Raw genomic sequence first — 14,965 nt, 5'->3', positions numbered from 1 at the left:
AGGATGCAGGAAGAAGGTTCACCACCCCGTGCTCACCACCTCGGAGACCCCGCCCCTCGACACAACCGGGATGCGACTGACCCGGTGGCAACGCGTACGCGCGTCGATGAGCCGGAAGGAGTGGGCCCGCCTCGGTGGCATGGTCGCCTTCATCATCGCCCTGCACGTCATCGGCTGGGGCGTGTTGCTGCTGATCGTGGTGCCCCAGCATTACAGCCTGGGCGCGGGTACGGGCGTCTTCGGCATCGGGATCGGCATCACCGCGTACACCCTGGGGATGCGCCACGCCTTCGACGCCGACCACATCGCGGCCATCGACAACACGACCCGCAAGCTGATGGGCGAGGGGAAGCGGCCGCTGTCGGTCGGGTTCTGGTTCTCGCTCGGTCACTCCAGCGTCGTCTTCGTCGCGGCCTTCCTGCTCTCGATCGGCATCAAGGCGCTCGCCGGCGGTGTCCAGAACGACGGTTCCCAGCTCCACAAGGTGACGGGTCTCATCGGCACCACGGTCTCCGGCGTCTTCCTCTACGCGATCGCCGCGATCAACCTCGTCCTGCTCGTCGGGATATGGCGGGTCTTCCGGAAGATGCGCTCGGGCGACTTCGACGAGGCGACGCTCGAAGAGCACCTGAACAACCGGGGGTTCATGAACCGGATCCTCGGCCGCGTCATGCGGTCGGTCACCAAGCCCTGGCAGATGTATCCGATCGGCATCCTCTTCGGCCTCGGCTTCGACACCGCCACCGAGATCGCGCTGCTGGTCCTCGCCGGTTCGGGCGCCGCTTCCGGGCTGCCCTGGTACGCGATCCTCTGCCTGCCCGTGCTCTTCGCCGCCGGGATGTCGCTGCTGGACACGATCGACGGTTCCTTCATGAACTTCGCGTACGAGTGGGCCTTCTCCAAGCCCGTACGCAAGGTCTACTACAACCTCACCATCACCGGCCTCTCGGTCGCCGTGGCGCTGATCATCGGTACGGTCGAGCTGCTGGGGCTGATCGGCGACCAGCTCGGTCTGCACGGTCTGTTCTGGGACTGGATCGGCGGCCTGGACCTGAACCTCATCGGCTTTGTGATCGTCGGACTTTTCTTTGTCACCTGGGCGGTCGCGCTGCTCGTGTGGAAGTACGGGCGGATCGAGGAGAAGTGGTCGGCGGGGCTGCGGGCCGTCGCCACCCCGGACGAGGGCGAGTTGCCGTAGCGGCGGCCGTCACGGGCGCGGTCGCGGGCGCGGTTACGGGCGCGGTTACGGTCGCGGCCGTCGCCGTTGCGGGCCGCTCACGCCGCCGCGCCGACCGCTGCCGGTGTCGTGCTCCCCGTACCCGTACCCGTCCCCGTTCCCGTTCCCGATCCCGATCCTGTCGTCATCCGCCCACGCGGGTGCTTGAAGCGGCGCGTGAGCGGGCGCTCTATCAGGTAGTACGAGGCTGTCGCCGCCGCGAACGTGGCGGCGAGCGTCGTCGGCGCGTGCCAGGTGCCGAGGCCCGTCGGCATCCCCAGGTCGTGCAGGAGCCGGCCGAGCGGGTAGTGCCAGAGGTAGAGGCCGTAGCTGAGATTGCGGCCGACCCAGGCCATCGGCGCCAGCGAGAGCAGCCGGGACAGCCAACTGCCCGGCTCTAGTTCCAGAGCGGCCACCACCGTGACGGACAGCGCGGCGGCCACCAGGAAGCCGACCGTGTACCAGGAGGACTCCCAGGCGCTCGCGCCGGTCATCGGCACCTGCCAGACGATCAGCGCGAGGACCCCGAGCGCCGGCCAGGCCAGCCGCGCCGACCACTGCCGTAGCGCCGCCAGCCGCCGGTCGTCCGCGTGCAGCCTGGCCACCACCAGCGCCAGCAGCGCGCCGGCCAGGAGCTGGTCGGCGCGGGTGTCGGTGCCGTTGTAGATCCGGTGTGCGGCCGACGGACTCCACAGCAGGAAACGCCACACCATCGGCAGCAGACACAGTGTGGCGGCGCAGAGCACCACCTTCCGCGCGCTGATACGCCGCAGGAGAAGCAGCAGCAGCGGCGGCCAGATCAGGTAGAACTGCTCCTCCACGCCCAGCGACCAGGCGTGGCCGAGCAGCGAGGTGGAGTCGGTGAAGACGCCTGGCTGCATCGCCCTGACGATGTTGACCAGGAAGGTCACGGTCAGTCCGATCGAGGCCCAGGCGCCGTCGAAGCCGGCCAGTTCTGTGGTCAGTGCCAGTACGGCGCAGAGCGCGCAGACCGTCAGCAGGGCGGGTACGAGTCTCAGCCACCGCCGCCAGTAGAACGACCGCATGGCGACATTTCCGGTGCGGGCGAACTCGGCCACCAGCAGCCGTGTGATCACGAAACCGCTGATGGTGAAGAAGACGTCCACACCGAGGGCGCCGCCGGGCAGCAGTCCTGGCTCCAGGTGGTAGACCATGACAAGACCGACGGCGAGCGTCCGCAGACCGTCCACTCCCCGTACGCGCCCCCGCCCGCGCAGCGCCGAGGGGAAGCCGCGCCCGGCCGCACCGCCGTCGGCGGCCGTATCGGATCCGGCACCGGGACAGGGTACGGACAGCACCGCCGTACCACCGGCCCCCGTGCCCTCGGCCCCCGTGCCCTCGTATGGGCTACGACCAGGTGGTTCGGCGGTGCGTTTGCCCGCTCTGTCCGCAGTGTCTGCTTCTGCTCTCGTCGCCGCCCGGAAACTGTCCACCCAGAGCCCGTGCCCGGAAAGTATTCAAGCAAGCGGTTGTTAACCGAATACTCATACAGGGAGTGGTGTGACGGAAGCGGTCTGTCAGCTCTCGTGGGCGGCCAGCGCCGCCTCGATGACCGTCCTGGAGGCGGGCGCCGCGGGCTGCTCCGTGAAGTTCGGACCCGGCTTCTCGACGAACGGCAGAGCGTACGCGGGGGTGCCCGGCTGGAACCGGCGGCCGCCCTCGGCGAGCGTCCCCGTGTCCACCGTGTCGTAGCCGAGTACGTCGAGCAGCTCGGCCGCCCGCGCCTTGGCGGCCGGGTCGTCGCCGGCGATCGGCAGCGCGGTGCGGTCCTCGGCGCCGGCGGGGCGGGGGAGGTCGGCGAGGTGCTTGAAGAAGATGTTGTTGAACACCTTCACCACCTGCGCGTCGGGCAGGTGCCGCTGGAGCAGCTCGCTGCTCGTCGTCGAGTCGTCCTCCAGCTCGGGGAATGTCCCGTCGCGGTCCGCGTAGTAGTTGTTCGTGTCAAGGACGGTCTTTCCGGCCAGCGGCCCCTGGGGGACTTGCTTGTACGCCTTGAGGGGGACCGTCACCACGACCCAGTCGCCTGCCGCCGCGGCCTCGGCCGGGGTGCCGGCCTTGGCGTGCGGGCCGAGTTCGGCGACCAGGTCGGACAGGGTCTCCGGTCCGCGTGAGTTGCTGAGCACCACGTCGAGGCCACCCGCCACCGCGAGGCGGGCCAGGGTGCTGCCGATGAGTCCACTACCGATGAGTCCAAGAGTTGCCATGATCTTTGGAACCCGCCGGCCGCCCGATCTGTTCCGCCTGTTCCGCGACCGTGTCCGTTTCGTCCTGCCGTTGGCCCAGCCGTTGGTCCTGCCGTTCATCCGTTCGGCGCAGGACGACGCTGCGGCCGGGGACCGGGATCTGGATCTTCTCGTTCCGGTAGCGCCGGTGGAGCCGCTTGATGAACTCGTGCTTGAGCAGGTACTGATCGCTGAACTCCAGGGCCGCCAGTACGACGGTGAAGGCGACGCCGGACTCCGTGAACGTATGGAAGCGGATCAGCGACTCGTGCGCGGGGACGCCGCCGGTCACCTCGGCCATGACCTCTTCGGCGACCTCGGTGGTCACCCGCTCGATGTGGTCGAGGTCACTGTCGTAGCCGACGGTGACCTGGATGAGGAGCGACATCTGCTGCTCGGGCCGGTGGTAGTTGGTCATGATCGTGCCGGCGAGCTTGGCGTTGGGGATTATCACCAGGTTCTCGGTGATCTGGCGCACCACGGTGTTGCGCCAGTTGATGTCGACCACATAGCCGTCCTCGCCGCTGCTGAGGCGTATGTAGTCGCCCGGCTGCACGGTCTTCGACACCAGTATGTGCACCCCGGCGAACAGGTTGGCCAGGGTGTCCTGCAAGGCCAGCGCCACCGCGAGGCCGCCCACGCCGAGGGCGGTTATCAGCGGGGCCACCGACACGCCCAGCGTCTGGAGCAGGACCATGACGCCGATGGCCAGCACCGTGACGCGGGTGATGTTGACGAAGATCGTCGCCGAACCGGCCACCGCCGCCCTGGACTGCGTGACGGACTGGACGAGTTCGGCGATCACGCGGGCGGCGGCGAAGGTGGCGGCCAGTATCAGGACGGCGAGCAGCACCTGGTTGACGTTGTGCCCGACCGTCGGGGTCAGCGGCAGCGCGGTGGCCGCAGCCGAACAGCCGAGGGTGAGTGCGGCCCAGGGCGCCAGGGTGCGCAGGGCTCCGACGATCATGTCGTCGCCGCCCCACCGGGTCCGGGTCGCCCGCTCGCCGAGCCACCGCAGTGTCATCCGCAGCAGCAGCCCGGCGGCGAGGCCGACGATCACGGCGGCGACGGCGAGGAACAGGTCGTGGGGGGTGAGGGCGCGGTTCACCGGGTGGTTCCCGCCTCGGGCGTGGAGCCTGCTTGAGGGGCGGGGCCGGGTCTGCGTCGGCCGGGAGCCTGGTGGGGCGTCACATGATCACCTGTTCGTTCACGGGCGGTGGGGCATACCTACTGAATGCCCGAAATAGTCGGCGGGGACGCGGACCTGGGGACGTATCTTCGTACCTGCTCAGGCGCCGTGCCCGCGCTCGCCGACCGCCCGTGCCCGCGTAACTGTCCGACGGTAGCGCGTCCCGCGAACGCCACATGCCGGGTACGGGATTTCAGGCGATGTCCAGCGCGCCGGACGCCGGGACGGCCCGTCCCCGGTGCGCCGCGACGAGGCGGACCGTACGGGTACCGATCACAACTGCCCCGCACAGCGCGGCCGTTCCGATGAACACCACCAGCGCGAGCCAGTTGTGGGCGATCTGGGAGTACGTACCCGACCGGCCGGCGAAGACGAAGCCCACCAGCTCACGGAGCAGCGCCAGGGCCGCGACGGGCAGCGCGCACGGCCCCAGCCGGAGTGCGGCGCGCCAAATCGGGCGCACGGCACGGCGGTTGGCCCAGCGCCGCGACCGTACGACGCCGAGCACGCCGAGCGCCAGGGCGAGCAGCGTGAACGCCGCCAGGACCCAGTCGGCGTACACCCCGGACGGGCGGCGGACTTCAGGGGTCTGCCCCTGGGTGAGCGCCACCAGGCCGTCGGCGATCACCGCGCTGTCGTTCTCCACGGAGAGGCCGGTGTCCGACATGACGACGATCCCCCAGCCGCTCTCCGGCAGCAGGATCTGCTCGGCGGTGTAGGTGAACAACTCGCCGTTGTGCGCGGTCCGTACGGGCCCCTTGTGGTAGTCCTCCCGCTGCCAGCCCATGGCGTACTCGGAGTCGGAAGGCGCGGCGGGCGGCGTGTGCGTCGTGCGGACGGCGTCCGCGGAGACCACCTGGCGGCCGTCCGGCGCCTTGCCGTTGTCGTACTGGGTGACAAGCCACTTGGCGAGGTCGGCGGCCGTGGTGATGACGCCGTGGCTGCCGCCGATGAACCAGTCGGGTTCGTCGGCGGCCAGAGCCTTGCCGTACGCGCGTACGTAGCCGTGCGTCACGTCCTTCGCGTCGCGCGAGGTGTTGACGGTGGTGCTGTCCATGCCGATCGGTGCGAAGACATGATCGTGCAGGTACGTGGCGAACGGCCGGCCGCTGACCTCCTCCACCACCCGCGCGGCCACCTGGTAGTTGGGGTTGTGGTAGTTGAACTCCGTGCCTGGCTCGGCGGCGAGCTGTGCGCCGTGCAGCCGGGTGACCGCGCTCTTCAGGTCGTGCGCCTGCGGTTCGCGCAGGTCGGGGAAGGCCGAATCGGCCATCCCCGACGTCTGGTTGAGCAACTCCCGCACGGTGATGTCGGCGCCGCGCGGGTCGCCGAGCCGGAAGTCGCTGACGTAGTGGTCCACCGGTGCGTCGAGGTCGACCTTTCCCTCGTCGACGAGCTGCATCACGGCCGTCGCGGTGAAGGACTTGCTGAGCGAGGCGACCGGCATCCTGGTGGTGTCGGTGATGTGGGCGCCGGTGGAGTCCTCGCCGTACCCCTTCGTGTAGACGACCTTGTCGCCGTGGGTGAGGGCGATCTCCAGACCGGGCTGGCTTGTCTTGGCCCGGTACGCGGATATGAAGCGGTCGACGGCCGCCGGATCGAGCCCGGCGACCGGCGTGGTGGTTGTGGTTGTGGTTGCTGTGATGGCGGCGGCTGCCTGGGCCGGTGGTACGGCGGACAGCAGCAGCGCCGCCCCGAGAAGGCCGGCCGCGCACGCTCGGCGTACGCCTGTCCTGGTCGTCGGTGCGGGGAGAGGGGTCACGTCGTCTGGTCTCCGTAGGGCCGAAATCGGTGTCTGACCTGCCCCTGTGAAGCTAGGGAGAAGCGCGGCGCCGATCAGTGGACCTTCGGAGGGGGCGACCCCCTTCTTTGGTAGGGGGTTCTTCTGTTACGGGGCCTCAGCGGGCCCGCTGCCGGCCTTCCGCGCGGAAGTCCACCATCTGGAAGACCTTGTCGTAGCGGCGTTCGCCGACGGCGACGAAGCCGGGCAGCCGGCCGTACTCGGTGAAGCCCAGCGAGCGGTAGAGGTGCAGGGCCCCCTCGTTGTCGCCACGGGCGTCCAGCGTGAGGACCTCGATGCCGGCCCGCCTGGCGTCGTCCATCAGCGCCGTCGTCAGCGCCCGGCCGATGCCGTGACCGTGGGCGGCGGCGGCCACGGCGACCTTCTCCAGGTCGGCGTGCGGGCGGTGGGTCGGGCGCGTGTACCGCAGCCAGTACCCGAGCCCGACCAGCCGCCCGCCGAGATAGGCGGCCCGCAGGCTCCCGTCCCCGGCGCGCACCGCGGCGCCGACGGCGCCGATCAGGTCCGCCACTTCGCCGCGCGAGGGCGGCTCGACCCAGCCGAGCGCCGCGCCGCCGGCGACCAGATCCGCGAGGATCCGGTGCGCCGCTTCCGCGAACCCGGCGCCCCGTTCCGGGTCGGAGGCGAGTCCGGCGAGGTCGAGGACGGCGGGTTCGCGGGCCGTGGGCTTGTCGGCTTGCTCCATGCCTCGCAGCGTAGCCAGCGCGCCCACGTGCTCACGTGCTCACGTGCTCACGTGGCTCACGTGCTCAGTGGTGTACATGGGTCGGGAAGGTGGCGGTGGGGCTGAAGAGCGCGGCGTACGCCTCCTCGTGGTGCCTGCGGTGCCGGCCCGATCGGTTGGCCTCGGCGGTCTGGGCGCTCGGGGTGAGCATCCCGTTGTCGGCGAGCGCCTGTACGCGCATCAGCAGCGCCCGGATGTCCAGGCCCAGTTCGGCGGCGACGGTCTGGAGGTCGAGGCCGGACTGCCAGCTCCAGAGCAGGACCGAGTCCATGCTCGACGACCAGACCACCGTGTTGTGCTCGGCCTCCTGCGCGCCGAGCATCGGGGGCGCCGGGTCGTGCGCCGGGTGTGCGGGGGCGTCGGGCAGCGAGTAGACGGTCTCGCCCCGGGGGTGGGGCAGGTGGACCTCCATCAGCGGAGCCTGATCGAGGGGGTTCTCCTCCGGCGGCGGGCCCGCCTGCGGACCCTGGTGCTGGGCCTGGTGCTGGGCCTGATGCGGGTGCGGCGGTGGAGCCGCCTGTTTGTTCGCGTGGGCGCCGAGCCCTGGGTGAGCCCCCGGGTAGCGCTCAAGAAGCCCCTCGGCGACGGTCCGGGCGTCACTCTTGCCCACGGTGCGGCGCGCGAGGCGCACTTCGCGCTCGTTGAGGCCCATCAGGTCCGCGATGGTCCCGTCGCTGCCGACGGTGACGGCGAACGCGGCGAGCGTCCTGCTGCGCTCCGCCTGCGCCTCGTCCAGCACGGCCTGCGCCTGGCGTACGCGCTCGTCACTGGCGCAGAAAGCTTCCGCCAGAACGGTGTTCCGATCCCAGAATTCACGTGGTTCCACGTGGCTACCAACGCGGCTAAGACTGTTGAGCATGCGACTACCCGAGGATTGAACCCCAATGGACTAAAAGTCCATTACCCTCAAAAAGGGACAAGTAGCTCGACTGGTCCAATCGCGAGAGCCGAATCACGAGCGGCGAGGGGCCGTGGCCGGATTACGACGGTGGGCGCTCAGCCAGCACGACGCCCCGCCCCGCGTAGAAACGGTCCAGCTCCGACCACGGGATGTGCGTGAACCGCTGCGAGACGCCGGGGAACCCCGACGGGTTGTGGACGACGATTGCCTCGTCCGTGACACCCACGGCGAGTACGAGATGGCCGCCGCGCCGGGGCGGCGCAGCCCCCAGGTCCCGGATGGACGCGTGCACCGAGAGCATCACCAGAGCGCCGGCGGTGACCTCGTCGCGGACCTGCCCGGTGGTCAGCTCGGGCCGCGACTCGGCGCGCAGCCCCCAGCGCTGCCGCACGTACGCGGCGAAGGGCGCGTAGATCAGGCCGTCGACGCGGTCCTCGTGGCGAACGTACGCCCCGGCGGCGACACAGTCGGCGGCCAGCGAGAGCGCGGTGGGGGTTGTACCCCGCCAGTGGTCGAGAGCCATCCGCAGACAGGCCACGCCGCATAGCCGCCATGACCAGAACGCGTACTCCTCAGCGCTGTCGGCGCCGGACTTCTGCCACAGCGGATCGTCGGCGGCGTCGATCTCCCGGCCGATGATCGCGGGCACGAGGTCGGCGGACTCCCACTGGGCGTAGTACGGGACGTGGTGGAGGACGGCGGTTTCCGAGGGGGCGGTCATGACACACAGCCTGAGGCTTCGCTCCGAGCGGCACGAACCGCACTCCGGGCCGAGCGGCACGAACCGCACTTCCTACCTACGCTCGCGGTATGCCCGAGCTGGCCGATGTCGAGTCGTTCCGCGAGGTCCTCGCCTCCTGCGCGCGGGGCAGGCTGATCCAGCGGGTGGAGGTGCGTGATGCCGGCGTCCTGCACGGAGTGAGTACGCGGCGGCTGCGCGCGGACCTCGAAGGGCGGCGGTTCACCGAGCCCGAGCGGCACGGCAAGTGGCTGCTCGCCCGCACCGACGGGCCCACTCTCCTGCTGCACTTCGGCATGACGGGCATGCTCGTCTGCTCCGGCCCCGACGAGGAACCGCACGTCCATGACCGGGTGATCTTCACCGTGGACGGCGGGCACGTGCTCCGCTACCGCGATCAGCGGAAGCTGAAGGGGCTCTGGCTCGCCGACGACGACGGTGTGGCCCGCCTGCTGGCCGGCCAGGGCCCCGACGCCATGGAGGTGAGCCGGGCCCGCTTCGACGACCTCCTCACCGGCAGGCACGCCACTGTGAAGTCGGTCCTCACCGACCAGTCGGCACTGGCGGGACTCGGCAATCTGCTCGCCGACGAGATCCTGTGGCGCGCCAAGGTGCACCCGGCGCGCAAGGCCGACGGCCTCACCGAGGACGAGCGGAAGGGCCTGTACGCGGACATGCGCCGCACGCTGCGCTCGGCGGTGCGCGCCGGAAACGTACCCCCGCGAGGCTCATGGCTCACCGGCCGCCGCGACGACCCGGAGGGGACCTGCCCGCGCCATGACGAGCGGCTGCGCCGGGGCCGGATCGCGGGGCGCGGCACGGTCTGGTGTCCCCGCTGCCAGCCCTCGCCGACCGACTCGTAGCCCCGGCGCACAGTCCGCGGCCCCGCCCCGCGCGGTCAGCCGCCGACCACCATCCACCCCAGCACGGCCGTCGACTGGAGGTAGACGATGACGCACAGCAGCAACAGCATCGCCATGCTCCACCCGAACACCTTGCGGAACAGCGTGCCTTCGGCGCCCACCGCGCCCACCGCCGCCGTACCGATCGCGAGGTTCTGCGGAGAGATCATCTTCGCCAGTACGCCACCGCTGGTGTTGGCGGCGCCGAAGAGGACGGGTGAAGCGCCCAGTTGGTGCGCCGCCGTCAACTGCAAGCCGCCGAACAGCGCGTTCGACCCGGCGTCCGTACCCGTGACCGCCACCCCGAACCAGCCGACCAGCGGCGACAGGAAGGCGAAGAACGCGCCTGTCTGCGCCAGCCATACGCCGAGCGTGGTGATCTGGCCGGAGAAGTTCATGACGTACGACAGGGCGAACACACAGAGGATGGTGAAGATCGCCCAGCCGAACTGCCGGATCGTCGCGCCGTAGACCCGTATCGCCTTGGCCGGCCTCACCCGCAGCAGGACGGCGGTCAGGATGCCGGAGAGGAAGAGCAGCGTGCCGGGCGTCGACGCCCACGCCACGGAGAAGACCGTGGAGACCGGATGGCCCGCGCTGTCCTGGATGTGCAGGCCCGGCCAGCCGAACTGGCTCGTACCGTGTGCCAGCCAGGCCTTGATCGGGCCGATCTGCGCCAGCGAGAACAGCACGACGACGATCAGGTACGGGGCGAACGAGGTGAAGATGTCGGCGCGCGAGTCGCCGCCCTCGGGCCGTCCCGCCCTGCGCTCGGCCACCGGGTCGTGGTCGACCGATCCGCCGGCGATCACCGGGGGTGTTCCCGGGGCCCGTTCGGCACCGGACGGCTGCCATACGCGGTTCAGCGCAACCACCGCGCCCGCCGACACCAGCGCCGCGAAGATGTCGCACAGCTTGTAGTCCCAGAAGTTGGCGAGCACGAACTGCGTTCCGGCGAAGGCGACTCCGGCCGTCAGCGCGGCCGGCCACACCTGCTTGATCGCCCGGGGCCCGTCGGCGATGCCGACCAGCAGGAACGGCACCAGTACGGCGAGCAGCGGCGCCTGCCGTCCCGCCATCGCGCCCAGGTCGTCGGGGTTCAGGCCGGTGACCGAACCGAGGATCGTCACCGGGTTGCCCATCCCGCCGAAGGCGACCGGCGCGGTGTTGGCGAGCAGCGCGATGGTCGCCGCCTTCAGCGGCGCGAAGCCTGCGGCGATGAGCATCACCGCGCAGATGGCGATCGGTGAACCGCCGCCCGCCAGCGCCTCCATGAGCGCGCCGAAGGAGAACGCGATGACGATCGCCTGGATCCTGCGGTCGTCGCTGATCGCGGTGAACGCGCGGCGCAGCACCGCGAAGTGCCCGGTGTCCACAGTGAGGTTGTAGATCCAGATCGCGTTGAACGTGATCCACAGCACGGCTATGACGCTGTTGGCGGCGCCGAACCCGGCGGCGTTGAAGGTCTGGCCGACCGGCATCCCGTACGCGAAGAGCGCCACGGCGAGTGCGACGACCAGGGCGGCGAGCCCCGCCCACTGTGCCTTCCAGCGGAACACGCCGAGCAGTACGAGCACGGTGATCAGGGGTACGGCCGCGACGAGCGCCGACCAGCCGACCGAATCAAGGGGGAGGTTCTGGGTGTACATGGGGGGTCCCGTCCGCCTCGTGTTCCGTGGTGCGGAACAGCGTCCCGCATCGAAGCACGATCATGTTGGCACCGGTCTCCACCCCGGGGAAGGCTTCTCACCTGTGAACTTCTCTCCGGGCCCGTGGTGGTGCGAAGTTCATTCCGGGACCGTGGTGGGGCCGGTCGGGCCCCGGTCACGGTGAGCACATGCCGAGCAATCCCCGGAGTGCCAGGAGCGCCCGGAGCGCCAACGCGGCCGAGAAGGTCCTGGCGGTACTCGAAGCGCTGCCGGAAAACGAGCGCGTCACGGACATCGCCGAGGTGACCGGGCTCGCCAAATCCACCGTCCACCGCATCCTCCAGTCGCTCGTTGTCCGGCAGTTCGCCCTGCTAGGCCCTGTCCGGCAGCGGGAGCTATGTGGCGGGACCGCGCATCCTCACCCTCGCCGGCAAGGTCACCGGCCGCCTCAACCCCGCCCAGCACGCCGACACCGCGCTGTGCGAGCTGTCCGGGGACACCGGCTGTACGGTGCACTTCGCGCTGCTCGACGCAGACCGGGCCGTCTACGCGGCGAAGCTCGAAAGCGCCAAGCCGTACCACATGCCGTCCCGGGTGGGCCTGAGCATCGGCCTGCACTGCTCGGGCATCGGCAAGGCGATCCTCGCCGCCCTCCCGCCCGCCGAGGCGGACGCGCTCCTGGAACGCACCGGTCTCCAGGTCCGTACGCCCCGCACGATCGACGACCCGGCCGAACTGCGCGGCCAGTTGGCGGTGATCAGGGCACGTGGCTGGGCCTACGACAACGAGGAGAACGAACCGGGCATCCTCTGTGTCGCCGCCGCCGCCCGTACGTCCGGCCGTGGCGCCGGAGACGACAGCGGCAGCGGCAGCGGCAGGCTGAGGCGTACGCCGACGTCCGTCAGACGGTCTTCCGGGCGCGGACGGAGTACATCAGCGGGACGCGCGGCCGGCCGGCGGGAAATCCGTACCCGCCTGGCACCCGCTCCAGCGCCCGGTAACGCCGGAACAGCGTGACGTCGCGCTCGTGCAGGAACTCGATCCGCAGCCCGGCGGCGGCCAGCGCGCTCACCACGTCCCCGAGCGGATGCTGCCACTGCACCGACGTGCTGTTGCCCAGTTCCGGACCGTCGGTGTAGGTGTGCGGGTTGTCGTACGTCTGCCCCTCCGGCTGGAAGTAGTCGTACTCCACGGTCGTGCCGTCCTGGCCCAACAGATCGCCGGCCGGGTGGAATTCGGCGAGATAGAGGAATCCGCCGTCGCTCAGCAGCGACGACACCACCCGGGCCCAGCGGACCAGGTCCGGCAGCCACACCAGCGCGCCGATCCCGGTGTACACGACGTCGAAGCGCTGCCCTTCCAGGGCCGTTGGCGCGTTGTACACATCGGCGACGACGAACCGGGCGCGGTCCTTCAGGCCGGTGCTCAGGGACAGTTCATCGGCGCGGCGGATAGCGGGCGCCGAGAAGTCCAGCCCGGTGACATCGGCGCCACGGCGCGCCCACGACAGGGTGTCCTGGCCCATGTGGCACTGGAGATGCAGCAGGCGCTTGCCGGACACGTCGCCGACCTCGTCGAGTTCGTACGGACGGAGCGTCGACACCGCGCCTTCCCCGAACCCCGGCAGGTCGTAGAAGTCGCTGGCGGCGTGAACGGGGACCCTGCTGTCCCAGTTCTCGCGGTTGATCAGCAGCCAGTCCGGGTCGGTCGTCATGGATCCGACCGTACGATCCGGCCGCCGGGCCGCGCACGCGAATTACCGTGCGGCGCGCGCGAATTACGGCGCTGCGCTGTCGGGCGGCCTCATCCTGCGGCGACGCGCTGAAGGAGGAGGTACCCGCCGGCCGAGCCGACGACCGTGTACCGCGCGTCCGGGTGCAGTTGGCGGGCGTAGCCTGGCGGATCCTTCAGCCAGCCCGACACATTGTCGACAGCGATGAAGTCCGGCCGCACGGGCTTCGCGTCCCCGACCCAGAAGACCCGGCAGCGGGAGGTCAGTTGACTGATCGGGCCGACGTCGGACTCGACCGTCGACCCGTCGGGTATTCGGCGCAACATCGCTTCCCGCGCGCTGACTTCGGGGCTCTTGCGGTACGTCGCAGGGTCGGTGAGGGCGGACAGCGGAAGGGCGGTGGTCAGCGCGAGGGCGGCGGCGGCCGCGCAGGCCGGGAGCCGGTTCGCGTAACCCCACAGCCAGCGCCTCGGGCTGTCGCGTACGGCGGTCAGGGCGTCGGCGAGAGCGAGCGCGAGGACCGGCATCAGGACGGCGTTGTAGTGCCAGTCGGTGCCCCAGTAGGTCGCCTCGCCGGAGACGAAGCGCCAGCCGAGGGTGGGAATCAGGACGAGTGCGAGCGGGGAACGTACCGCGAGCAGACCGGTCGTCGGCAGCAACAGCCAGAGCAGGGTGCGGAGTTTGACGAGAAGGCCGTCCGTGACGGAGCCGTCCCCGCCGATCTTGCCCCAGTAGCCGTACGCGTCGGCGCTGGTGAAGGCCGGGATCACCACGGTGACGGTGATCAGGGTGGCCACCACCCCGAACACGGCCACAGCGACAGCGGCGGTGACGGCGCGCGACGAGACGCGCCGGGCGCGTATCAGCACGACGACCGCCAGCGCGCTCACCGTGAGCCCGAGGTCCTCCTTGACCAGGACGAGCGGCAGCGCCCACAGGAGGGCGGCCCGCCACCGGCCGGCGAGCAGCGCCTCCAGCGAGAACGCGATCAGCGGCACGGCGAAGCAGATCTCGTGGAAGTCGGAGTCGGCGGCGCGCTGGATGCCCCAGGAGAGCCCGTACGCGACGCCGATCGCAGCTCCCGGCGCGCGGCCCAGCAACCGTACCGAGGCGCGTGTGACGGGGATCGCGGAGACCGCGAACAGCGCCGACTGCGCGACGAGGAGGGTGGCGGGGGTGGGGAAGACCCGGTAGGCGGGGGCGAGCAGGGCGATCACCGGGCTGAAGTGGTCGCCGAGGATGTTCGCGCCGGGGCCCTTGAGATCGGCGACGGGCGCCTGGAGACGGGCGTACGCGCGGATCGCCTGCTCGAAGATGCCCAGGTCCCAGGAGCGCGTCTCCATGCGGCGCCAGCGGAGGACGGAGAGGGCGGTGTAGGCGGCGAAGAGGGCGCCCGCGATGAGGTACGGGTCGGCGCGCGGGTGCCGCTGTACGGGTGCGGCGGCCGTCTCCGGGGCGGTGCGCTGTCTGCCCTGTCTCCGGCGTGGACGGGGGGAGGAGAGGGTTCCAGGTGTCGCCTCGGTCCGGTTGTCGGGCATGGCTGAAGGTCGGTACATCGGTGGGCCGTTCGGTCAGGGGCGGAAGGCGTCGTGCGAGGAGAGGCCGCTGTCGGGAGGGGGTACGGGGGTGGTGGGCGTTCCGGACGAAGCCGAGGGCGTAGCGGTGGCGGTAGCCGTGCCCGTACCCGTACCCGTGGCCGTCATCGAGGCGGAGCCGGAGCTCGCGGTCGGGGTGAGCGGAGGTCTCGACAACGGGGCCCGGGACGACGGGGCCCGGGACGTCGGAGTCCCGTACGACGGAGTCCCGGACGTCGGAGTCGGCGACGTCGGAGTCGGGGACGACGGGCCCCCGGGAGCGGCCGGTACGGCC

14 protein-coding genes are annotated in these 14,965 nt (G+C 70.5%); 4 read left to right on the top strand and 10 right to left on the bottom strand.

The window, feature by feature from the left end:
* Window positions 1-106 precede the first annotated feature (106 nt).
* Entirely contained in the window at window positions 107-1,198 is a 1,092-nt protein-coding gene (locus tag QR77_RS18595) for a HoxN/HupN/NixA family nickel/cobalt transporter (protein WP_052489640.1), read from the top strand.
* Window positions 1,199-1,275: 77 nt separating this feature from the next.
* On the opposite strand, the gene QR77_RS18590 is transcribed toward QR77_RS18595, so the two are convergent.
* The 7 genes from QR77_RS18590 to QR77_RS18560 form a co-directional block, all read right to left on the bottom strand.
* Window positions 1,276-2,535 (bottom strand): acyltransferase, encoded by a 1,260-nt coding sequence (locus tag QR77_RS18590; protein ID WP_063798044.1) that lies wholly within the window; start codon window positions 2,533-2,535, stop codon window positions 1,276-1,278.
* A 219-nt stretch (window positions 2,536-2,754) separates the two neighbouring features.
* Window positions 2,755-3,441, bottom strand: a complete 687-nt coding sequence (locus QR77_RS18585) for an NAD(P)-binding domain-containing protein (RefSeq protein WP_040023030.1) — start codon at window positions 3,439-3,441, stop codon at window positions 2,755-2,757.
* Window positions 3,416-4,567: a mechanosensitive ion channel family protein gene (locus tag QR77_RS18580; protein WP_078876861.1), complete on the bottom strand. Its 1,152-nt coding sequence runs from the start codon at window positions 4,565-4,567 to the stop codon at window positions 3,416-3,418. Before QR77_RS18580 ends, QR77_RS18585 begins: the two co-directional genes overlap by 26 nt.
* 274 nt (window positions 4,568-4,841) lie before the next feature.
* Window positions 4,842-6,410 carry a serine hydrolase domain-containing protein gene (locus QR77_RS18575; protein ID WP_063798043.1) on the bottom strand — a complete coding sequence of 523 codons (1,569 nt, stop codon included), beginning with the start codon at window positions 6,408-6,410 and terminating at the stop codon, window positions 4,842-4,844.
* Between the two features lie 136 nt (window positions 6,411-6,546).
* The gene (locus QR77_RS18570; RefSeq protein ID WP_040023029.1) at window positions 6,547-7,134 is read right to left on the bottom strand and encodes a GNAT family N-acetyltransferase; all 588 of its coding nucleotides are present in this window, start codon (window positions 7,132-7,134) and stop codon (window positions 6,547-6,549) included.
* Window positions 7,135-7,198: 64 nt separating this feature from the next.
* Window positions 7,199-7,999 carry a hypothetical protein gene (locus QR77_RS45170; RefSeq protein ID WP_052488879.1) on the bottom strand — a complete coding sequence of 267 codons (801 nt, stop codon included), beginning with the start codon at window positions 7,997-7,999 and terminating at the stop codon, window positions 7,199-7,201.
* A gap of 154 nt (window positions 8,000-8,153) precedes the next feature.
* On the bottom strand, window positions 8,154-8,795 hold the full coding sequence (locus QR77_RS18560) for a C39 family peptidase (protein ID WP_040023028.1): 642 nt from the start codon (window positions 8,793-8,795) through the stop codon (window positions 8,154-8,156).
* A gap of 89 nt (window positions 8,796-8,884) precedes the next feature.
* Here QR77_RS18560 and QR77_RS18555 point away from each other — a divergent pair, with 89 nt between their 5' ends.
* Window positions 8,885-9,676, top strand: a complete 792-nt coding sequence (locus QR77_RS18555; protein ID WP_040023027.1) for a DNA-formamidopyrimidine glycosylase family protein — start codon at window positions 8,885-8,887, stop codon at window positions 9,674-9,676.
* 35 nt (window positions 9,677-9,711) lie between these two features.
* Here QR77_RS18555 and QR77_RS18550 read toward each other — a convergent pair whose 3' ends face one another.
* The gene (locus QR77_RS18550) at window positions 9,712-11,364 is read right to left on the bottom strand and encodes an L-lactate permease (protein WP_040023025.1); all 1,653 of its coding nucleotides are present in this window, start codon (window positions 11,362-11,364) and stop codon (window positions 9,712-9,714) included.
* A gap of 399 nt (window positions 11,365-11,763) precedes the next feature.
* Here QR77_RS18550 and QR77_RS43745 point away from each other — a divergent pair, with 399 nt between their 5' ends.
* Complete coding sequence (locus QR77_RS43745) at window positions 11,764-12,381, top strand: IclR family transcriptional regulator C-terminal domain-containing protein (RefSeq protein WP_078876855.1); 618 nt, start codon at window positions 11,764-11,766, stop codon at window positions 12,379-12,381.
* Here the strand turns inward: QR77_RS43745 and QR77_RS18540 are convergent.
* On the bottom strand, window positions 12,266-13,078 hold the full coding sequence (locus QR77_RS18540) for a class I SAM-dependent methyltransferase (protein WP_040023024.1): 813 nt from the start codon (window positions 13,076-13,078) through the stop codon (window positions 12,266-12,268). The two genes, QR77_RS43745 and QR77_RS18540, sit on opposite strands and share 116 nt — an antisense overlap.
* Window positions 13,079-13,167: 89 nt before the next feature.
* Window positions 13,168-14,634 (bottom strand): DUF2079 domain-containing protein, encoded by a 1,467-nt coding sequence (locus QR77_RS18535; protein WP_107068953.1) that lies wholly within the window; start codon window positions 14,632-14,634, stop codon window positions 13,168-13,170.
* Window positions 14,635-14,725: 91 nt separating this feature from the next.
* On the opposite strand from QR77_RS18535, the gene QR77_RS46790 reads away from it, so the two are divergent.
* A partial coding sequence (locus tag QR77_RS46790; RefSeq protein ID WP_040023022.1) for a hypothetical protein occupies window positions 14,726-14,965 on the top strand: 240 nt, incomplete at its 3' end.

The sequence above is a fragment of the Streptomyces sp. 150FB genome, assembly GCF_000818195.1.
Lineage (GTDB): Bacteria > Actinomycetota > Actinomycetes > Streptomycetales > Streptomycetaceae > Streptomyces.
This window is presented reverse-complemented; position numbering and strand designations above follow the sequence as displayed.